Here is a 19,832-nt window from a genome sequence, read left to right on the forward strand (position 1 = left end):
GCGGTCGTGACCGTCAACGATGCCGCTTTGATCCGTACCGCCGCGCAAGCCTGGCTCGCCGAGGATCCCGATCCCGACACGCGCGCCGAACTCCAGGAACTGCTGGACTCCGGGCCGGCGGCTGACGCCGAGCTGGCGGACCGGTTCGCGGGCACCCTCGAATTCGGTACTGCGGGGTTGCGCGGCGCCGTCGGTGCGGGGTCGAACCGGATGAACCGGGTCGTCGTGATCCGCGCGGCCGCCGGACTGGCGGCGTACCTGAAGGCCAACGGGCTGACCGACGGGCCGGTACTGATCGGGTACGACGCGCGGCACAAGTCGGACGTGTTCGCGGAGGACACCGCCGCGGTGATCCGGGGCGCGGGGCTGGACGCAGTACTGCTGGATCGGCCGACGCCGACGCCGGTGATCGCGTTCGGGATCCGGCATCTGAAAGCGGTTGCCGGAGTGGTGGTGACGGCTTCGCACAATCCGCCGCAGGACAACGGGTACAAGGTGTATCTCGGCGACGGCTCGCAGATCGTGCCGCCGGCTGATGTTGAGATCGCCGCCGCCATTGCTGCTGTTGGGGCGCTTGCGACCGTGCCGCGTGGGGACGACTGGCAGACGGCCGGCGATGAGCTGCTGGACGCGTATCTCGATCGGATCGCGACGCTGGTCCCGGCGGATGCGCCTCGTGACTTGAAGGTCGCTTACACGCCGCTGCACGGGGTGGGGCGGTTGCTGGTGGAGGCGGCGGTGCAGCGGGCGGGGTTCGCAGTACCGGCTGTGGTGGCGTCGCAGGCGGATCCGGATCCGGACTTCCCGACGGTGTCGTTCCCGAACCCGGAGGAGCCGGGGGCGATCGACGCTGCGCTCGAACTGGCGCGTTCGGTTGGTGCTGACCTTGCCGTGGCCAACGATCCGGATGCCGATCGGTGCGCGGTCGCAGTACCGGGTCCGTCGGCCGACGGTGGCTGGCGGATGTTGCGTGGCGACGAGTTGGGGGCGTTGCTCGGTGAGTTCCTGCTCTCCGGAAGGCCTGATGGGGTTGCCGCGTGCTCGATCGTGTCGTCGTCGTTGCTGGGGAAGATCGCGGCGGCGTACGGCGTGGGGTATGTCGACACGCTGACCGGGTTCAAGTGGATCGGGCGGGTGCCGGAGCTGGTCTTCGGGTACGAGGAGGCGCTCGGGTACTGCGTGGATCCGGCGGCTGTGAAGGACAAGGACGGGGTGTCGACGCTGGTCCGGGTGCTGCAGCTGGGCGCGCAGGCCAAGGCGGCTGGGCGGACGCTGCTGGATCTGCTGGACGACCTCGCGAAGAAGTACGGCCTCCACGCGACGGATCAGCTGGCCGTGCGGGTGGATGATTTGAGCCTGATCACGGCCGCGATGGACCGCCTGCGGGCAACCCCACCCACGCTGCTCGGCGGACACACGGTCGAGCGAGTGGAAGACCTCAACGAAGGCTCGGACGCCCTCCCGCCCACCGACGGCCTCCGCTACACACTGTCGGCCGGCGCCCGCGTCGTAGTACGCCCCTCCGGCACCGAACCCAAACTCAAGTGCTACCTCGAGGTCGTCATCCCGGTCGAAGGCGAAGACCTCGCAGCAGCCCGCACCCAAGCCACCACCGAACTAACCGCCATCAAACAAGACCTAGCCGCAGCAGCCGGCATCTGACCATCCCGTGCTGACGTGTTTGCTGCCTTGCGGCAGCAAACACCCAAGGGAAGGCGAGGCGCACGCCGAGCCTCGCACCTCCTGCGAGGCGCACGCTGCGCCTCGCACCTTCCGCGAGGTGCGCGCTGTACTCGCACCATCTAGTACTTCTGCGTCGGCAAGCAAACAACTGACTGAGGGCCCCTTGGATGATCAGGGGCCCTCAGTCAGTGGAACACGGTGTCAGCTGGTGGGTTAGCTGAGGGCGGCGGCTTCGGCTTGTTCGGCTCGGAGGGAGCTTTGCAGGGAGGAGTGCAGGATCTTCAGGGTGCTGGTGGACTGCATCAGCGCCTCGCGCTCGTCCGGGTTGCGGTTGGCGAGGGTGGTGATCTCGTTGATGCTCGCCTCGATCCGCGCGATCCGGTCGGCGACGCTGCCCTCACCGCTGCTGGCCCGGCGGACCGCCTCGGAGGTGACGGTCCAGACGTCTTCCTTGTCGTTGGTCCGCCGCGACAGGTCGACCATCTGGCCGAGCGCGGCCAGGTCGCTGTCGATCTGCGCGCGCTCGACCGGCGTGGTGATGCCGGCCGTCCCCTGCCGCAGCCGGGTGACGTGACCGGACAGCTCCGACCAGCTGCACGTGCTGCTCTTGATCTTGTCCAGCACCTTGGTGTACTCGGTGTTGAACTCGTCGTAGTTCACGATCCTTGACTCCTGCCGTTCGTGGGTCGACCAAGACTGTAAGGCGTGCGGACCCGAAACACGGTAACCACACGATCGCAGATCGTGAACGTGTCGGCCAAATTGCAACCTTCATTGCAACCACCTGCGGCCGGATCGAACAAACCGCCTGGAACGGCAACGCGTTCCAGGCGGCTTGGTTACTCCGGATCACCCGGAGATTGTGTCAGTCAGGTCAGGAGACCCGGCTGGAGGCTGCGGTGAAGGTGTTGCAGTGACCCGCGTACGTCTTGGTGCTGGTCGCGTAGAAGCCGGTGTGGGACCACCAGCCGTGGTTCGCGAACGAACCGTGGTCGCGCGGGTAGCCCTTCATGTCACCGGAGTGCTCGACCAGCCACTTCCACTGGGCGTAGAGGCCGCCCGACATCGGGTAGTAGCGCTTGTTCGCGCCGAGCATGGCCGAACCGAGGCAGGACGCCTGCAGCTCACGGCGACGGCTCTCCTCGAGCTTGGCCGTGGTGGTGCTGGCCGCCCGCTGACGGGCCCAGGAGGCTCCCAGGATGCCGGTCATGTACTGCACGTGGTGGCCGTACTCGTGGGCCAGCGTGTTGGTCGCGTACGCCCGGGCGTAGGTCGGGCTGCTCTGCCGCCACATGTTCGAGATGTAGGCCGTCGGGATGTAGATGTGGGCCTGGCTGCCGTAGCCGCAGAAGTACGACGTGGGGTAGCGGATGACGCCACAGTTCGTGGCGGCACGGCTGCCGTAGAAGATCAGGACGGGCTTCAACCGGTAGTTCGCGCCCGCGGCGTTCAGGGTCGGCGCCCAGGCCCGCCACATGCAGTCCAGCAGCTTCTTGTCGTAGGCCTGAACCCCTGCGGCGGTGCGCAGGGAGACGTTGACCTCCGCGCACTTCGACGCGGCGATGGCGCCGGTCTTGTACAGCCGGTTGTACTTGACGATGTTGGTGTTCGAGGCCAGCGTGGTGGCCTTGGTCGTCGTCGTCGCCTTGACCTGCGGGGGCTCGGCCGGGCCGACGCCACCGTGCGCCTGAGCCGCCTGCGCGGGAAGTGCCACAGCCGCGAGTCCTGCCATGGCCGCGATGCCGGCCAGGACGCGCTTCTTGCTGGAGAGGTTGACCATTTGCTCCACTCTCGATGATTCGGGGACCTTGCGGAGTCCATCCTGGGTGACCGTGAGGTTCATCCCGGGGGCGAACACGGACTCGGACGGTGCCGATCGTGGTGAGGTTCCCCTCAATCGGAGATTTTCGGCCCCAGGAACGAGAGTTGTTCACCGAGCATGCGCCGCCAGTAACCGGCCGTGTGCGCTCCGGCTTGTAACCCGCCGGCCGCGTCGAGCTCGTCGCGCAGGTCCCGGACCGCTCCCGCGAACGGGTCGTCCCGGCCACAATCGATGCGCAGGGCAACATTCTTGAGGTCCGCGGCCCGACCGAACACCTGATGCCGCTGGAAATCGTCGGGTCCGTCGTACGCGCCGGCCGAGGCCTCCGAGGCCTTGTGCCACAACGCCGGGCTCAACGCCCCGGCTGCCGCCACCTGGGTCGCGCCCCGATCGGCAGCCAGCAACAGGGCTCCATAACCACCCATCGACCAGCCCAGTACGCCGTACCGGTCGGTGCGCAGGCCGCGTTTCTTCAGCAGTGGAAGGAATTCGGCCGTCAGCATGCTCTGTGGGTCGTCACCAGAGGCGCGGGGATGCCAGTAGTTGGCTGCTCCCCCATCGACGGCCGCGAGCGCGAAGGGCGGAGTACCGGCTTGTACTGCGGCTGTCAGGTATCGGTCGGCGTTCAGGTCGTTGATGGTCGAGGTGTGGTCGCCCCCACGGCCGTGCAGCATCAGTACGACGGGCAGTGCCGCGTCGGCCTTCTGTCCGTGTGGGTAGATGACGGTCCAGCCCACCCTGGTACGCCGAGCCGCCGACTCGAAGCTGCCGGACTCCACTGGGCCCGGCTCGACGTCAGGCGCCACACCGTCCTCACCCGTCAGCCCCAGCGCGTCATGCAGCCGAACACGACCCGGTACTACGCCTGTCTCCACCAGCCCGACACCCGCAAGGCCGGCAGCGGCCCCTGTGAGTAGGAAGGCGCGGCGGGACAGGAAACGCATCAGCGCAGCAGCTGGGCGATTAGGGCGACGACAGCGAGTACTGCGGCGATGCCAAGTTCCGGGCGGGCCCAACTGGTGACGACCTGAGCGTCGGCCGAACCCGATTCGCCGTACTTGCTGAGGTGGTAGTCGATCCGGTCGACGACGAACTCGGCCCGGGAGACCGAGCTGTCCGCCTTGAGCTTGCTGCCGCCGACCCGCTGCTTGCGCATGTCCCGCATCACCAGCTGGACGCCGGGGCAGCGCAGCCGCCGGTCGCCGACGTGGACGCGGAGGATGTCGGTCATGTCAACGTCGGTGATCAGGTTCCACGGGACGACGTGGTCGCGAATGTGGTTACGGATCAGCAGGCTGTCGGGGCGGAGCGTCACCGACGGGCGGAACAGGCCGACGTACGCGGCGAGCATCAGCAAGGCGATCAGGCAGCCGGCCACCAGGCCGCCCAGCGTGCGCCACTCCGCCACGATGTCGATCAGGCCGAGCGAGCCGATCACCATCACCACCACCGCGGTGATCCGGTTCGACGCGGACAGGTACTGCTCGTTCTCGCTGGGCTGCTTCGCATTCACCCGGACAAGGTAGCCGCAGGGGGCGATGTTCCCTAGATTTGCCCGCCTGATCGAGCGGACCTGTTGTGCAGCTGGTACCTGTGTACAACCGGGAACGGGCGGCCCGAAACGCGATTAGACTGGGGCGGGTGACCACTACCGACACAGGCGTCGACAGTCTCGCCGACGTGACCTCGTCCGAGGACCGGCTCCGGCGGTTCCTGCTCGGCCTGCCGGGCGTGGACCAGGTCGGCGCCGAGGCCCGGGCCGCCGCCCTGAGCACCCGGTCGATCAAGACCACCGCCAAGGCGTACGCGCTCGATCTGGCCATCCAGATGATCGACCTGACGACGCTGGAAGGTCAGGACACCCCGGGCAAGGTGCGGGCGCTGTGCGCGAAGGCCAAGCGGCCTGACCCGGCCGACCCGACCGCGCCGCAAGTAGCCGCGGTCTGTGTCTACCCGGACCTGGTGGCCACGGCGAAGTTCGAGCTGCGCGGCACCGGGATCAACGTGGCCAGCGTCGCCACCGCCTTCCCCAGCGGGCGTTCCAGCCTCGCGATCAAGCAGCAGGACACCCGGGACGCGATCGCGGCCGGTGCCGACGAGGTGGACATGGTGATCGACCGGGGAGCCTTCCTCTCCGGCCGGTACGGGCTGGTCTTCGACGAGATCGCGGCGATCCGCGAGGCCGCCGGCGACGCGCACCTGAAGGTCATCCTGGAGACCGGCGAGCTGGTCACCTACGACAACGTCCGGCGGGCGTCCTGGCTGGCGATGCTGGCCGGCGCGGACTTCATCAAGACGTCCACCGGCAAGGTCTCCCCCGCGGCGACGCTGCCGGTGACGCTGGTGATGCTGGAGGCGGTCCGCGACTACCACGAGGCGACCGGGCTGCACATCGGCGTCAAGCCGGCCGGCGGGATCCGGACGGCCAAGGACGCGATCAAGTACCTGGTCACCGTCAACGAGACGGCCGGACCGGACTGGCTGGACCCGGAGCTGTTCCGCTTCGGGGCGTCCAGTCTGCTGAACGACCTGCTGATGCAACGCACCAAGCTGGCCACCGGGCACTACCCCGGCCCCGACTACTTCACGCTGGACTGAGGCATGAGCAGATTCGAGTACGCACCCGCGCCGGAGTCCCGCGCGATCGTCGACATCAAGTCGTCGTACGGGTTGTTCATCAACGGCGCCTTCACCGAGGCGACGGACGGCAAGCCGTTCAAGACCGTGAGCCCGGCGTCCGAGGAGGTGCTGGCCGAGATCAGCGAGGCCGGCCCGGCCGACGTCGACCGGGCGGTGAAGGCGGCCCGCAAGGCCTACGAGAAGGTCTGGGGGCCGATGTCCGGCCGCGACCGGGCGAAGTACCTGTACCGGATCGCGCGGCTGATCCAGGAGCGGTCGCGTGAGCTGGCCGTGCTGGAGTCGCTCGACAACGGCAAACCGATCCGCGAGTCCCGCGACGTCGACCTGCCCCTGGTCGCAGCCCACTTCTTCTACTACGCGGGCTGGGCGGACAAGCTCGAGTACGCCGGTGCCGGTCCGGACCCGCGGCCGCTCGGTGTCGCCGCCCAGGTGATCCCGTGGAACTTCCCGCTGATGATGCTGGCGTGGAAGATCGCGCCGGCCCTCGCGGCGGGCAACACCGTCGTCCTGAAGCCGGCCGAGACGACACCACTGACCGCGCTGGCGTTCGCGGAGATCTGCCAGCAGGCCGATCTGCCGCCGGGTGTGGTCAACATCATCACCGGCGCGGGCCGGACCGGACAGGCGCTGGTCGAGCACGAGGGCGTCGACAAGGTCGCCTTCACCGGTTCGACCGCGGTCGGCCGCTCGATCGCCAAGTCGGTCGCCGGGACGGACAAGAAGGTCACGCTCGAGCTGGGCGGCAAGGCGGCGAACATCGTCTTCGAGGACGCCCCGATCGACCAGACCATCGAGGGCATCGTCAACGGCATCTTCTTCAACCAGGGCCACGTCTGCTGCGCCGGTTCGCGACTGCTGGTCCAGGAGAGCCTGTACGACGAGGTGCTGGCGCGGCTCAAGCGCCGGATGAGCACCCTGCGCGTGGGCGACCCGCTCGACAAGAACACCGACATCGGCGCGATCAACTCCGCCGAGCAGCTGGCCCGGATCCGCGAGCTGTCCCAGGTCGGTGAGGACGAAGGCTCCGAGCGCTGGTCGCCTGAGTGCGAGCTGCCCACCCAGGGCTTCTGGTTCCCGCCGACGGTGTTCACCGGCGTCTCCCAGGCGCACCGGATCGCCCGCGAGGAGATCTTCGGGCCGGTGCTGTCCGTGCTCACCTTCCGGACCCCCGCCGAGGCGGTCGAGAAGGCGAACAACACGCCGTTCGGGCTGTCGGCCGGCGTCTGGACCGAGAAGGGCTCGCGCATCCTCTGGATGGCGAACCAGCTCCGGGCCGGCGTCGTCTGGGCGAACACGTTCAACCGCTTCGACCCGACCTCGCCGTTCGGCGGCTACAAGGAGTCGGGTTACGGCCGCGAGGGCGGCCGCCATGGTCTGGAGGCCTACCTTGCCCACTGACAGCACTCGCCTCGACGTGCGCAAGACCTACAAGCTGTACATCGGCGGCGCCTTCCCGCGCAGCGAGTCCGGCCGGTCGTACGTGGTGTCCAATGCCAAGGGCAAGTTCCTGGCGAACGCCTCGCAGGCATCGCGCAAGGACGCCCGCGACGCCGTGGTCGCCGCCCGCAAGGCGTTCGGCGGCTGGTCGACGCGGACGGCGTACAACCGCGGCCAGGTGCTGTACCGGATCGCCGAGGTGATGGAAGGGCGGCACGAGCAGTTCAGCTCCGAGGTCGCCGCGTCGGAAGGGCTGTCGATCGGCAAGGCGCGGGCGCTCGTCGACGCGTCGATCGACCGCTGGGTCTGGTACGCCGGCTGGGCCGACAAGCTCGCCCAGGTGGTCGGTTCCAGCAACCCGGTGGCCGGCCCGTACTTCGACTTCTCGTTGCCTGAGGCAACCGGAGTGGTGGCGGTGCTCGCGCCGCAGGACTCCAGTCTGCTCGGCCTGACCAGCGTGATCGCCCCGGCCATCGTCTCGGGCAACACGGTCGTCGCGGTCACGTCGTTTGAGCGGCCGTTGCCGGCGGTGACCCTGGGCGAGGTGATGGCGACGTCCGACGTACCGGGTGGGGTGGTCAACCTGCTCACCGGTTCGGCGACCGAGATCGGGCCGTGGCTGGCGTCGCACTCCGACGTGAACGCCATCGACCTGGCCGGTGTCACGGACCCCGAAGAGGCCACGGCTCTGGAAGCTGCGGCCGCCGAAAACCTCAAGCGGGTCCGCCGTCCGGCCGAAGAAGACTGGACCGCGTCGCCGGGCCTGTCCCGCCTCACGCAGTACCTCGAACTGAAGACCGTCTGGCACCCGATCGGTCTGTAGCTGGCCGGTTTAATCCACCTGCAGTCGGCAGCGGACCGACTGTAGGTTGTGCGCATGTTGTTTGCGCGGAAGGTTGTTGCCGGCGATCGGGTGGCTGTGGTTTCGCCGTCAGGTGGGTTGGCCGAGGTGTTTCCGTTGCCCTACGAGCTTGGCCTGCAGCGGATCCGGGAGTTCGGGCTGGAGCCGGTGGAGTATCCGACCAGCCGGAAGCTGAAGTCCAGCCCCGAGGAGCGGGCGGCCGACCTGCACGCCGCGTGGGCCGATCCGGAGATCCGCGCCGTCATCGCGTCCATCGGCGGTGACGACCAGATCACCATCCTCAAGCATCTCGATCCGGATGTCTTCCGCGCCAACCCCAAGCCGTTCTACGGCTACAGCGACAACACCACCCTGCTCAACTTCCTTTATTCGCTGGGCATTCCGGCCTACCACGGCGGCAGCGTGATGGTTCAGTTCGGTCGTGGTGGCGCGATGCACCCCGACACCGAGCGCTCGCTGCGGGCCGCGCTGTTCAGCTCGGGCGACTTCGAGCTGACCGCCTCCGACTGGACGGACCGCGACCGCGACTGGGCGGACCCTGCCTCGCTCGCCTCCGAGCCGGTACTCTTCCCGCGCACCGAGTGGACTTGGTACGGGCCTCGGACGCCGGTGACCGGTCGACTCTGGGGTGGCTGCCTGGAGATCCTCGACATGCAGCTCGCCGCCAACCGCTGGATGTTGCCCACCGACCAGTACTCCGGTGTCCTGTTCCTGGAGACGTCTGAGGAACTTCCGTCGGCCGAACAGGTCTACCGGAGCCTCCGCAACTTCGGGGAGCGAGGCCTCCTGGCCCGGTTCGACGCCGTCCTCTGGGCCCGCCCGAAGTCGTGGTCGCTCGACCAGCAGTTGAGCTCCGAGGAATCAGCGAGCTACGTCGAGAACCAGTACGCCGCGGCCCGCCGCGCGCTGTCGGAGTACAACCCCGATGCGGTCGTGGTCACCGGCCTGGACATCGGGCACACCGACCCGCAACTGATCCTCCCGTACGGCGGCACCGCCACCATCACCCCGGCGACCCGGAGCATCTCGGTCACTTATTGAGTTCGGCCTGAGCCGTGGCCTGCTCGCTGATGGCGCGGGCCTCCGGCGTGTAGGCGTCGCCGAAGTCGTCCGCCTCGAAGATCTGGCGCAGGTCGATTCCGGCCGAGTTTCCCTGGTCGGCGACCAGACAGCGGGAGGCCCATTCGATCGCCTCCTCCTTCGAGTCGACCTGGATCAGGCAGTAGCCGGCGATCAGTTCCTTGGTCTCGGTGAACGGACCGTCGACGACCCGCTGCTTTCCCTCCCGCAGCTCCAGCCGGACCGCCTTGGAGCTCGGGTGCAAGCCGTCACCGCCGAGCAGCACGCCCTGGGCCGCCATCTCGCCCATCAGCGCGGTCATCGCCGTGATGCTCTCCTCGCTCGGCATCGCGCCGTTCTCGTACTCCTCGGTGCCACGAAACGTCATCATGAAGCGCATAGCGCGCAGATTAACGGATCTGGGTCCTGGTCAGGGCAGGGTTGGGGTCCGGGTAGCAGGCGACCGGCGACTTGACGGTCACGAACTTCCATTTGATCGTCGCCTGCAAGTTGAGGCCGGGGTTGTCGAAGCTGGTGCCCAGGAGCTTCGTCTCCACCACGCGACCACGACCGCCGGCCTTCAGGCGCACCGAGAGAGTCGGCAACTGGTACGCCGATCCGCCGGGGATCGGCCCGGCGACCCGGATCGTCACGATGCTGCCCGAGCGTTCGAGCGTCGGCGTCGAGCCGAGTCCCGAGCCGCCGGCGAGTCGCGCGCTGACGAACGAGGTGTTGGCCGGGACGGGGACCCGCAGGGTGAGGTCGCGAACCTCCTTGAGCTTGAACCCCTTCACCTCCCCCGGCAAAGACCCCGGCTTGAGATCAAACGCCACGGTGAACCGGGCCCCCGGCCGCACGGTCGCAGGCGCCTTCGCATCCACGCCCTGCCTGAGCGAGAAGGTCTGCTTACCGAACTTCGTGTCCGCTCGGCATGCATAGCTCGCAGCCGGCGCCGCAGTACCTCCGAAGGCTGCGGTAGGTGGTACCGCAAGGGCGAGCGTGAGCGCGACGAGGGATGACTTGCGCAGCCACACCTTGATGCAGTGAGTAGTCATATGACTACGGTACGGAGTCAGAGGGTGGTTTGGCTGTGGGTGTCTCGGGTGGTGGTCAGCGGGTTGCGAGGTACCAGCTGCCGGCTGCTGCGAGCAGGAAGAGGAGTGGGAGGGCCACGAACAGCCAGCCGCGGTGGCTTCGGCGGCGTCGGAGCGGGTGGGCCGACGCCGCGACCGTCGTACGGATGCCGTCCTGGTCGCCGATGGTGGTGCGCTGGGAGGCGAGCAGCGGAGCTTCCTGCTCTAGGCGGTACGCCTCCTGCTCCAGCCGCTCCGCCAGGCTGTCCGCGCGGCTCCAGCGGTCGCCTACCCGGTACGCGAGCGTCCGGGCGAGGATCTCGTCGAGCTCACCGACCGAGTCGTGCAGCAGCGGCTGCAGACTCGGCGGGGCACTGTCGGGGTCGCGCGCCAGCACGTCGGTGATGGACGACGCCAGGAACGGCGGCCTGCCCGTCATCAGCGCGTAGGTCACCGCACCGACGGCGTACACGTCGGCTCGCTCGTCGAACCCACCGTCGCCCCGCCCTTGCTCCGGCGCCATGTACGACGGGGTGCCGACGGCCTGGGTCAGCCCCGACGCTTCGGCAGCGCGTTTCGCCAGCCCGAGGTCGGCCAGCACGATCCGGTGCGTACCGCCGCCCGACTCCAACCCCTGCGAGGGCCGGAGCAGCAGGTTCGCTGGGGTGATGTCGCGATGCACCACACCCTCCTCGTGGAGCGCCGCGACCGCGCGGGCCAGGTCGGCTCCCCACCAGAGCGCGTCGACGGGATCGAGCGGGCCGTGCGCCATCACGTCGGCCAGCGAACCGCCGGACACGTAGTCCATCACGAAGTACGGGCGGCCGTCGGGCAGCTCACCGAGGTCGAAGACGCGGACCACCCGGTCGCTGGCGATCCGGCGCATCAGTCGCGCCTCGGACAGAAACCGCTCGCGGACGTCCGCGCGGGACGCCCAGTTCTCCGCCAGCACCTTTACGGCGACATCCACGTCGAGGTCGTCGTCGTACCCTCGCCAGACCGTCGCAAAGGCGCCTGCGCCGATTTTCGACTGCAGCCGGTAGCGTCCGATGACATCCATCCCGGCTATTGTCGAGCACTGCAGGGATCAAGGCGAACACCGACGCCATGGCGAGTGCCGTCGTGGCGAGCTGGGGGAGCATTGAACGAGGATCTGGAAGACCTCGCGGCGCGCGCGGCGGGTGGCGACAAGGACGTCATTCCCGAGCTGTTGCAGGCGATCCGGCCGCAGGTACTGCGCCGGGTGGCCCGGTTCCTGCCGTTCCGCGAAGATGCCGAAGAGGCCGCGCAGGACACGCTGCTGACGGTCGCGACGAAGATTCACACCTTCAAAGGCACCGGGAGCTTCGCCGGCTGGCTGACAGTGGTCGCGACGAACTGCGCCCGGCAGACGTACCGCTCGCTCAAACGCCGGTCCGTCGAGCAGTCGGCCGAGGTGCTGCCCGAGTCGATCGACCCGCGGACCACGTCGGTGATCGCCGGTTCCCGCCTCGACCTGCTGGAGGCGCTCGAAACCCTCGAGGCCCAGCACCCGCAACTGGTTCAACCGCTTGTACTCCGCGACCTCGGCGCGATGACGTATGCCGAGATCGCCGACGAACTCGCCATTCCACTCGGCACCGTCAAGGCCCGCATCCACCAGGCCCGCAAACACGTAGCCGAACACCTAACCATCCGCTGACCCCCGGGACGGCGATCCCCCGGGCGGTGGTCGCCCGGGGGTTCGGCGTGCTGGTTAGCGGAGGCCTTGGCGTTTGGCTCCGGGGTCTATGGACTTGGTCTGGGCGGCGGCCGGGTTGGCGGCGACGCCCATCCACTTCTGCAGGATCTGGGTCGCCTCGGTGCGCTGCTCCGTCGGCAGGGCGTTGATGTTCGAGCCGTGGTTGCCGTTCGGGACGGTGTACCAGTGCGAGTCCCGCGTGCCCGGTCCGGGCTCGAACCGCTCCGCGCTCCACGGGTCGTTCTCGCCGTACACGAACAGCATCCGCTGACCCGACTTCTTCAGCCACAGATCCACGTCCATCATCGCGAACGGCTGGTTCCTCGGCTCGATCGAGTCCGGTACGGCGGCCGGCGCGTCACCCGCCTCGCGGTAGTGCAGCAAACCCTTCAGCCAGCTCGTCTTGCTCGCCACGTCCGGCCAGTTCAGCTGCTCGGACGCCTGGTAGTAGTACGGCAGGTACGGCGCGGTGCCCTCGTCGGTGTAGAACCCCCAGCCCGAGATCTCGTCGATGAAGTCGAACAGCTCCTGGTCCGTCGCCGCCGCGGTGCCCGGCACCCGCGCACAGTCCGCCTGCGTGCTGTACTGCCAGAAGGCGAACGGCGTGTCCAGTACTGCGGCCTCGAGCGCCCGGTCGGCCGAGCCGAAGGTGCTCTCGTAGGTCAGCCCGTTCTGCGCCGCGTACTCCGTCAGCTTCGCCAGCATCGCCGGCCGGCGGAGCAACGTGTTGCGCTGCATGTTCCGCAGAGCCTGGTTGCAGGCCGGGTCCGTGCCGGCCTGCTGGATGAAGTCGATGTAGGTGTCCCGCCGGTTGATCACGTCCTGCGGAGCCACGTAGGCGACGGTGGCGTCCACGTCGTTCGGGTAGAAGCGGCGGTGGTAGACCGACGTCATCCCGCCCTTGCTCGCGCCGGTGGACACCCACTTGCCGGAGTACAGGGCCTTCTTGAACGTCTCGACGATCCGGTGGTGGTCGCTCGCGGCCTGCCAGATGTTGAGTTTGGTCCAGTCCTGGCTGGCCGGCGTGGAGGTGTTGAAGAAGCGCTGCTCGACGTTCAGCTGGTTGCCGTCGACCAGCCGGGTCGGCTCCGCGGTGAACGTGCCGCCGACTCCGCCGTACCCGGTGGTGTGCAGCACGGTCGGCCGGTTGAAGTCACGGTGCCAGAGCGTGACCCGCTGCTCGAACTTCTCCCCGCCCGGGTTCTTGTGATCAGCCGGCTGGGTGTAGCGCAGGACGAAGAACGGCTTGCCGCTGACGACCCTGCTGCTCTCGATCCGCAATCCGGCGATCGTCTGAAGTTTCGCCGTGACGTCGGCGACTGGATCGGCAGCCGGTACTGCGGGCGCTGCCGACGCGGTGAGCGCGGCTGGTCCCGATATCAGGGCAACGAGAACGGCGGCGATGGTGAACCGGCGCATGGGCAGACTCCTCAGGGTGGGGGCGTCAGACCCGAAGAGACTAAGCGCCCCCACCGACAACCGCGAGACCGTGCGGTCAGCCGAAGGTTCGGCGTACGGCGATCGCCCGGCGGAGGTCGTCGGTCTGGTCGGCGCTCATCCGGCGGATGCTCGGAGCGACCGTGTCGTCGGCGATCAGCGTCTCGGCGAGCTCGATCACCCGCTCGTCCACCGCGTACCTGGGGAAGATCCGGCTCACCGTCATGGCGACGGCCATGCCCGACCGGATCTCGCCGGTCCGCGCGATCTCCGCGAAGTACCGCTCGACGTACGGCGCGGTCAGTTCGGCCTGAGCGGGATGCCAGAACCCCTCGCAGGTGGCGAACAATTCGTTCACCCCGATCGTGGCATCGGTCATGATTCGTTGCCAGGCGGCTTCCTTGCCGTCGGCGCTGGCAGCCAGGCATCGCGCCGCCTGAGTGACACCCTCGGTCGACCGGTCCTTGGCAAGCTCGGCCTCCACCTCAGCCTTGCCGTAGACGCCCAGCCGGACCAGGCGTAGTACGAGCGACCACCGGAGGTCTGTATCCACCTGCAGGCCGTCAGGGACGTCACTGCCGTCCAGCCAGGCCTGCAGCAACTTGGCGTCGTCAGTAGTGGAGATGACTCCGCGTGTGATGGCCAACTGGAGGCTGCTGCCGGGCGGAGTCTGCGCGAGCCTTGCAGTGAGGGCTGCAGCCACCTGACCGCGGTACGGCTCCTGCGAGAGGTACGTAGTCAGCAAACGGTCGTCCAGCCAGCGCAGGAGGGAGCCAACGGCGATGTCGCTGTCCTCGTACGGCAGCGCTTCGAGCAGGATCGCCAGTGCCTGCCGCGGGTCGAGCTCGGCGTCTGCCGTCGCGTCGCGGATGCTGTTCCAGATCACCGCCCGCGTGGTGCCGTCAGCGAGCTTCGGCAGTACTGCGGGCAGGTTCGCCAGGCTGGTCGCGTCGAGGCGGATCTTGGCCCAGGTGTCGTCGGCTGCGTCCGGCACGATCACCGCCAGGGTGGAGTCGAAGTCCACGTCCACCACGTCCTGGTCGAGCAGTACAGGAACGGACGTGCCGCGCCCGCTTTCGTCGTACCCGGCGACTGTCAGCTTGTGCGGCCGGTCGGCAGGACGGTCCGCGGGCGTCTTGCGGTGCAGCCGGAGCCCGGTCTCGGTGCGCTCGGCGCTGATGGTGTCCATCCCCGCCGTCCGCAACCACTGCTCGGACCAGTTCGGCAACTCCTGGGCACCGGCCTCGGTGAGCTTGCCGATGAACTCGTACAGATCCGCGTTGCCGAACTCGTGCGCGTCGATGTGCGCGTTGACCCCCTTCAGGAACACCTCGTCACCGAGGTAGGCCGCGAGCTGCTTGAGCACCGCGGCGCCTTTGGCATAAGAGATTCCGTCGAAGTCGTCCAGCGACGCGCGGGCGTCCTTGATCGCGTCGGCCGCGACTGGATGCGTCGACGACCGCTGGTCGGCCTGCATCCCCCACCACTTGCGGACGAAGGCGAAATCAGTCCAGTGACCCTGGTGATCGGTGGCGTCATGCGAGACGCGATGGGCCATGTACTCCGCGAACGACTCGTTCAGCCAGAGGTCGTTCCACCACTTCATCGTGACCGTGTCACCGAACCACATGTGCGCCATCTCGTGCACCACGACACGAGCCCGCGTACTACGCTCCGCGTCGGTCACCGTCGACCGGAACACCATGCTGTCGGCGAACGTCACGCAACCCGGGTTCTCCATCGCACCGAGGTTGAAGTCCGGAACGAACACCTGGTGGTACTCGCCGAACGGGTACCGGTAGCCGAACAGCCGGTGGTACTCGTCGAAGGCCTGCGCGGTGACGGTGAACAGGTCGTCCTTGTCGCGCTCCAGATGCTCCTTCAGGCTTTGCCGGCAAGCGAGTCCCAGCGGGATCCCGTCGTGCTCCGCGCGGATCAGGTGATAGGGGCCGGCCACCAGCGTGACGAAGTACGTGGAAAGCGGTTTGGTCTCGGCGATGCTCCACTGCCCGGGGCCGGTCTTGCTGGCCGGTCCGTTGCCGAGCACAATCCACTCGTCGGGACACGTCACCGTCATCGTGTACGGCGCTTTGAGATCGGGCTGGTCGAAACAGGCGAAGTACCGAGGTGCGGATTCCAGTGACGACATCCCGTAGAGGTAGACCAGGCCGTCGCCCGCATCGACCGTCCGTTGCAGGCCCTCACCGTCGGCGGAGTACTTCATGACCGCCTCGACGACGAGCTCGTTCTCGGCTTCGAGCCCGTCCCCTGTTCGGAGCCCGTCGAGCCACAGCCGTCCGTCGTCGAGGCCGGCCGGGTCGACGCTGGTGCCGTTGAGCGTGACTGTCGTGAGCTCCTGCGGCTTGACGTCCACGAACGTCCGGTCGGCCGAGGCCGCGAACCGGATCGTGCTCACCGCTCCGAAGACCTCGTCGCCCAGCGTCAGATCGAAGGCGATCGCGTAGGAGCGGACATCGACGGCAGCGGCCCGGGTACGGGCTTCTTCCACGATGAGAGCAGGCATAGTTTGACCCTAACCGGGCGGCAGACCACGCCGCTCTCGCTCATGCCGCAGATACAGACCGGTGGCCGTCGAGACGCTCGTCAACAACCACACGGCCACGCCGGCGTCGTCGGTCACGCCGATGACCGGCAGAAACTCAGGGAGGATGTCGATCGGCGAGATCAAGTAGACCAATGCCAATGCCCACAAGGCTTTCCGGCTTCCGGGGAGACCTGCGTAGCCCTCGGCTTTGGCGGCTTTTAACAGGCGGGGTAGGGCGGCGGCTCGCTCGAACACATCCCCGACCGGCACTGGCTCACCACGCGCGGCTTTGCGCTTCCGCGCCGCCCGCCTGAGGAATCCAACCCCGGCAGCCACCGCTCCGAGCACTAGCAGCGTGACACCTACACCCGCAGCCGGGATCCCGACGACGTCGGCGTCTCTGAAGACCAGAGTCGCCAAGCCGATTACTGCGAGCAGCCCACCGAATACCACCATCCGTCAACTGTAGTTCCCCCACGCCTGCGCCGACGCTCACTCCTCCGTCGCTCGCTCTGGCGCTGGCTCCCGCCCGCCCTGTGCTTACGCTCCTGCGTCGCGCGGAGGCGAGAGTTGGCACCCGCCTTTTGCTAGGCCGAGCGTCTGGCCAGCACGTGCAGATCCCACGCCTGCGCCCACGCTCGCTCCTCCGTCGCTCGCTTTGGCGCTGGCTCCCGCCCGCCCTAGGCGCTCCTTCGTCGCGCGGGAAGCAGAAGTAGGCACCCCATCTTGGTCAGATCGAGCGTCTTGCCAGCTGACGATCCGGGGTGCGCTCACCTCCGGTCTTTCGGCCAGCTTGGATGTCCCGACCGACAGGAGGTAGTCGGCTCTCGGCGCCAGCCGCACGCTCAATCAGCAAGCCTGTGGGCAGGAATCTGGGACTACCTCCTGTCGCTCGGCACAAAAGTCGGACCCGCTGAGCGTTCCCGCAGGTGACTTCCAAGGCTGGTTGCTGCGGCGGCCGACTCCGCGGATTGTGGCAGCGCAACGCGTTGCCAGCTGGCGAGATGCTCGGCCTCGCCAACGCGGGTGCCTACTCTCGGCCTTCGCGCGACGCAGGAGCGCCCAGGGGCGGGTGGGAGCCAGCGCCGTGTGAGCGACGGAGGAGCGAACGAGGCGCGGGCGTGGGATCAACTGTTGGCGGCGAGGCGGATGCGGTGGGCCAGGGCTGTGGTGGGTGGCGTCGGTTGGGAGGGGGCGTAGCAAAGGAGGTGGGCTCGGGTTGCCCAGGGGTCTGTGAGGCGGCAGATGTCCAAGGTTGGGGTTTGGTGGACTGAGCGCAGGGGTGTGATGGCCAGGCCGACGCCGGCTGTGGCGAGGGTTATCAAAGTGTGGAGGGTTGGCACCAAGGTTCGGTAGCGGGGTGCGGGGGCGTGTGGACCAAGGCGTTTGTCCATCCAGCCGCGGAGGGTCGAGTCGAGGTCGAGGCCGATCATCGGGTGCTCGGCGACTTCGGCGTACGCCATTGTCTGGCGGCCGCTGAGGACCCCACCGGCTTGGCCGATGACGACCAGGGAGTCGTCGGACAACGGTTCGGTGTGCAGGTTCGAGGCGAGCGTTTCGTCGTCGTCGAGCACGATGCCGAGGTCGGCCTTGCCCTCGGCGAGTAGGCGGAGGGAGCGGGGTGTGCGCTGCTCGGACACAGTCACGTCGTGTTCCGGGTATTCGCGCAGGAACGACGCCAACGCAGCCGGCACCACTCGATGCATCGCCGATCCTCCAGAGACCAGCACCAACGGCCGCGACCGAGCCGCCGTGTAGCTGGCGACCGCACTATCGAGGCGAGCAGTCTCAGCCAGTACTTCGCGCGCATGCCGAGCTAGCGTCGTACCGGCTGGGGTTGGTCGCACTCCCCTGCGTTCGCGAATCAGCAGCGGTACGGCGGCTTGTGCCTCGAGCGCTCTGACCCGTGCGCTCGCCGAAGGCAGACTCAGGTGCAGCTGAGCAGCGCCGGCCGTGATCGAGCCCTGGTCGACCACGTAGACGAACAACCGCAGGTCATCCAGGTCGTAGCGCATGACACTCAGCCTACGCCTCAGCCATAGGCAGACTGCGGCAAAAACGCATTGTGCTCCTTACGCCGGCTGGCCGATGCTCGACGGGTGACCGCGCTGCTGATCGTCTTGCTCGCCGGTATCGCGGCCGGCGCGCTGAACTCGGTCGGCGGTGGCGGCAGCTTTGTCGCGTTCCCCGCACTGGTTGCCGTCGGGGTCACCGCGGTCACCGCCAACGCCGCGACCACCGTTGCTCTGCTGCCCGGCGGGCTGGCCAGCCTCTGGGTCTACCGCCGCGACCTCGAACCACTCCCCAGTACGTCGATCCGCGTGCTCACCGCAACCAGCGTGGTCGGAGGAGCCGTCGGCGCAGCACTCCTCCTCGCCCTTCCCTCGAACTCCTTCGACGCGGTCGTGCCGTGGTTGCTTGCCTTCGCCACCTTCGTCCTGGCCTTTGGTCGCCGGATCGCCAGTGCACTGCGGACCACGGTCGCCGGCCGGCCGGTCATCATGGCCGGGCAGTTGCTGCTGTCCATCTACGGCGGGTACTTCGGTGGCGCGTCCGGGCTGATGATGGTCGCGTTCTGGAGTGTTGCCGCGAGCATCGATCCCGGCCGGGTCAACCCTTTGCGGATGGCCCAGATGGCGGCCATCTATCTCACTGCGGCGGTCGTCTTCCTGCTCGCCTCGGACGTCCTCACCGAGTCGGCCAAGCTCGGTCTGATGCTCGGCGGCGCGATCCTCGGCGGGTACGGCGGTGCCACGATCGCGCGCAAACTCCCGACTCCTGTACTGCGGGCGATCGTGGTCGGCTCGGCGGCCGCGATGACCGTCGTCTACTTCGCGGTGAACTCATGATCCCCGAGGAATCCCTGGCCCGCTTGGCGATCGCCTGGGAAGCATGCCAACTCTCGGAAGCGGCGAGAGCGGCTGTCCGCATCGACGGCGAACCCGACGAACTGCTGGCCAGAGCAAACGAAGTACTGCGAGCCGCGGAACGCTACGCGGCCACCGTCCACACCTTCACCAGCCACCAAGCAACAGACCACCAAGCAACAGGTCATCAAGCAACAGGCCGCCAAGCCGCTGACCACCAAACCTGGTGGCACAACAACCCCGAAGAAGCCGCAGCCGACCTCGACGACTGGCTGCTCCGCCACCAAGACGGCGAAAACCTGGACCCGGCACCGATCTCCAGCCTGCTACCCGAACCGCACTGATTGCAGGTTGCTGCAAAAGCCGTAACGGTCGCCACCGCCGGTCGATGGACGGACGACGAGGCGCCCCGGCCCCGACTGCAGCGGAGGTCCTCTTGCGTTCGTCCCTACGACTCGTCGTACCGGTACTGCTGGCAGCTGTCGGCCTCGCGCCGACCCTCGGCGCACTTCCCGCGACCGCGGCCGACAGCGAGCTGTCGGTGAAGGTCCTGAGCCCCACGCCCGGCAGCAGCCACGAGCTGGGCGAGGTGGCGGTCATTCTGGTACAGCGTCAGGGCGCCCCGGCTCGTGGTCGGCCGCAGGGCGTTGGTCTCGATCGGCGCCGTCGCACCCACCGGCCGCCGGC

Annotated in this window: 20 protein-coding genes; 8 read left to right on the plus strand and 12 right to left on the minus strand. The window is 68.0% G+C overall.

Translation table 11 applies throughout. The annotated features are described in order from the left end of the window. Window positions 1-6 precede the first annotated feature (6 nt). Window positions 7-1,662, plus strand: coding sequence for a phospho-sugar mutase (locus AB0F51_RS38975; RefSeq protein ID WP_360288783.1), 1,656 nt, complete (start codon window positions 7-9; stop codon window positions 1,660-1,662). A 234-nt stretch (window positions 1,663-1,896) separates the two neighbouring features. Here AB0F51_RS38975 and AB0F51_RS38980 read toward each other — a convergent pair whose 3' ends face one another. From AB0F51_RS38980 to AB0F51_RS38995, 4 genes are all read right to left on the minus strand, one after another. Further along, window positions 1,897-2,343 carry a hypothetical protein gene (locus tag AB0F51_RS38980; RefSeq protein ID WP_360288785.1) on the minus strand — a complete coding sequence of 149 codons (447 nt, stop codon included), beginning with the start codon at window positions 2,341-2,343 and terminating at the stop codon, window positions 1,897-1,899. Between the two features lie 214 nt (window positions 2,344-2,557). Continuing rightward, window positions 2,558-3,463 carry a neutral zinc metallopeptidase gene (locus AB0F51_RS38985; RefSeq protein ID WP_360288787.1) on the minus strand — a complete coding sequence of 302 codons (906 nt, stop codon included), beginning with the start codon at window positions 3,461-3,463 and terminating at the stop codon, window positions 2,558-2,560. A gap of 113 nt (window positions 3,464-3,576) precedes the next feature. After that, the gene (locus AB0F51_RS38990) at window positions 3,577-4,449 is read right to left on the minus strand and encodes an alpha/beta hydrolase-fold protein (protein WP_360288789.1); all 873 of its coding nucleotides are present in this window, start codon (window positions 4,447-4,449) and stop codon (window positions 3,577-3,579) included. Continuing rightward, window positions 4,449-5,018: a PH domain-containing protein gene (locus tag AB0F51_RS38995; RefSeq protein WP_360288791.1), complete on the minus strand. Its 570-nt coding sequence runs from the start codon at window positions 5,016-5,018 to the stop codon at window positions 4,449-4,451. Before AB0F51_RS38995 ends, AB0F51_RS38990 begins: the two co-directional genes overlap by 1 nt. A gap of 128 nt (window positions 5,019-5,146) precedes the next feature. On the opposite strand from AB0F51_RS38995, the gene deoC reads away from it, so the two are divergent. The 4 genes from deoC to AB0F51_RS39015 are packed head-to-tail and all read left to right on the plus strand — an operon-like array spanning window position 5,147 to window position 9,485. Continuing rightward, a complete protein-coding gene (gene deoC, locus AB0F51_RS39000) occupies window positions 5,147-6,103 on the plus strand; it encodes a deoxyribose-phosphate aldolase (RefSeq protein ID WP_360288793.1) in 957 nt (318 codons plus the stop codon). Between the two features lie 3 nt (window positions 6,104-6,106). Next, complete coding sequence (locus AB0F51_RS39005; protein ID WP_360288795.1) at window positions 6,107-7,543, plus strand: aldehyde dehydrogenase family protein; 1,437 nt, start codon at window positions 6,107-6,109, stop codon at window positions 7,541-7,543. Next, complete coding sequence (locus AB0F51_RS39010; protein WP_360288797.1) at window positions 7,533-8,405, plus strand: aldehyde dehydrogenase family protein; 873 nt, start codon at window positions 7,533-7,535, stop codon at window positions 8,403-8,405. The genes AB0F51_RS39005 and AB0F51_RS39010 overlap by 11 nt, the downstream gene beginning before the upstream one ends. A 54-nt stretch (window positions 8,406-8,459) precedes the next feature. Then, the gene (locus AB0F51_RS39015; protein WP_360288799.1) at window positions 8,460-9,485 is read left to right on the plus strand and encodes a S66 peptidase family protein; all 1,026 of its coding nucleotides are present in this window, start codon (window positions 8,460-8,462) and stop codon (window positions 9,483-9,485) included. Here AB0F51_RS39015 and AB0F51_RS39020 read toward each other — a convergent pair. From AB0F51_RS39020 to AB0F51_RS39030, 3 genes are read right to left on the minus strand one after another with little or no spacing between them, the layout of a single operon-like run. Next, entirely contained in the window at window positions 9,475-9,903 is a 429-nt protein-coding gene (locus AB0F51_RS39020) for a YciI family protein (RefSeq protein ID WP_360288801.1), read from the minus strand. The genes AB0F51_RS39015 and AB0F51_RS39020 overlap by 11 nt on opposite strands. 10 nt (window positions 9,904-9,913) lie before the next feature. Beyond that, complete coding sequence (locus AB0F51_RS39025) at window positions 9,914-10,558, minus strand: hypothetical protein (protein ID WP_360288802.1); 645 nt, start codon at window positions 10,556-10,558, stop codon at window positions 9,914-9,916. Between the two features lie 55 nt (window positions 10,559-10,613). Beyond that, complete coding sequence (locus AB0F51_RS39030) at window positions 10,614-11,636, minus strand: serine/threonine-protein kinase (protein ID WP_360288804.1); 1,023 nt, start codon at window positions 11,634-11,636, stop codon at window positions 10,614-10,616. Between the two features lie 81 nt (window positions 11,637-11,717). Between AB0F51_RS39030 and AB0F51_RS39035 the strand changes: the two genes are divergently transcribed. Then, window positions 11,718-12,257 carry an RNA polymerase sigma factor gene (locus AB0F51_RS39035; RefSeq protein WP_360288806.1) on the plus strand — a complete coding sequence of 180 codons (540 nt, stop codon included), beginning with the start codon at window positions 11,718-11,720 and terminating at the stop codon, window positions 12,255-12,257. Between the two features lie 54 nt (window positions 12,258-12,311). On the opposite strand, the gene AB0F51_RS39040 is transcribed toward AB0F51_RS39035, so the two are convergent. The 4 genes from AB0F51_RS39040 to AB0F51_RS39055 all read right to left on the minus strand — a co-directional run bounded on the left by AB0F51_RS39040 (window position 12,312) and on the right by AB0F51_RS39055 (window position 18,293). Further along, on the minus strand, window positions 12,312-13,715 hold the full coding sequence (locus AB0F51_RS39040; protein WP_360288808.1) for a S28 family serine protease: 1,404 nt from the start codon (window positions 13,713-13,715) through the stop codon (window positions 12,312-12,314). Between the two features lie 76 nt (window positions 13,716-13,791). After that, entirely contained in the window at window positions 13,792-16,257 is a 2,466-nt protein-coding gene (pepN, locus tag AB0F51_RS39045; RefSeq protein WP_360288810.1) for an aminopeptidase N, read from the minus strand. Between the two features lie 9 nt (window positions 16,258-16,266). Then, entirely contained in the window at window positions 16,267-16,734 is a 468-nt protein-coding gene (locus tag AB0F51_RS39050) for a YkvA family protein (RefSeq protein ID WP_360288812.1), read from the minus strand. 671 nt (window positions 16,735-17,405) lie between these two features. Further along, window positions 17,406-18,293 carry a LysR family transcriptional regulator gene (locus AB0F51_RS39055; RefSeq protein WP_360288814.1) on the minus strand — a complete coding sequence of 296 codons (888 nt, stop codon included), beginning with the start codon at window positions 18,291-18,293 and terminating at the stop codon, window positions 17,406-17,408. 84 nt (window positions 18,294-18,377) lie between these two features. On the opposite strand from AB0F51_RS39055, the gene AB0F51_RS39060 reads away from it, so the two are divergent. Beyond that, window positions 18,378-19,127, plus strand: coding sequence for a TSUP family transporter (locus AB0F51_RS39060; protein ID WP_360288816.1), 750 nt, complete (start codon window positions 18,378-18,380; stop codon window positions 19,125-19,127). Further along, window positions 19,124-19,489: a hypothetical protein gene (locus AB0F51_RS39065; RefSeq protein ID WP_360288818.1), complete on the plus strand. Its 366-nt coding sequence runs from the start codon at window positions 19,124-19,126 to the stop codon at window positions 19,487-19,489. The genes AB0F51_RS39060 and AB0F51_RS39065 overlap by 4 nt, the downstream gene beginning before the upstream one ends. Window positions 19,490-19,593: 104 nt before the next feature. On the opposite strand, the gene AB0F51_RS39070 is transcribed toward AB0F51_RS39065, so the two are convergent. Continuing rightward, a complete protein-coding gene (locus AB0F51_RS39070; protein ID WP_360288820.1) occupies window positions 19,594-19,821 on the minus strand; it encodes a hypothetical protein in 228 nt (75 codons plus the stop codon). Window positions 19,822-19,832: the final 11 nt, after the last annotated feature.

The sequence above is a fragment of the Kribbella sp. NPDC023855 genome (assembly GCF_040639475.1).
Lineage (GTDB): Bacteria > Actinomycetota > Actinomycetes > Propionibacteriales > Kribbellaceae > Kribbella.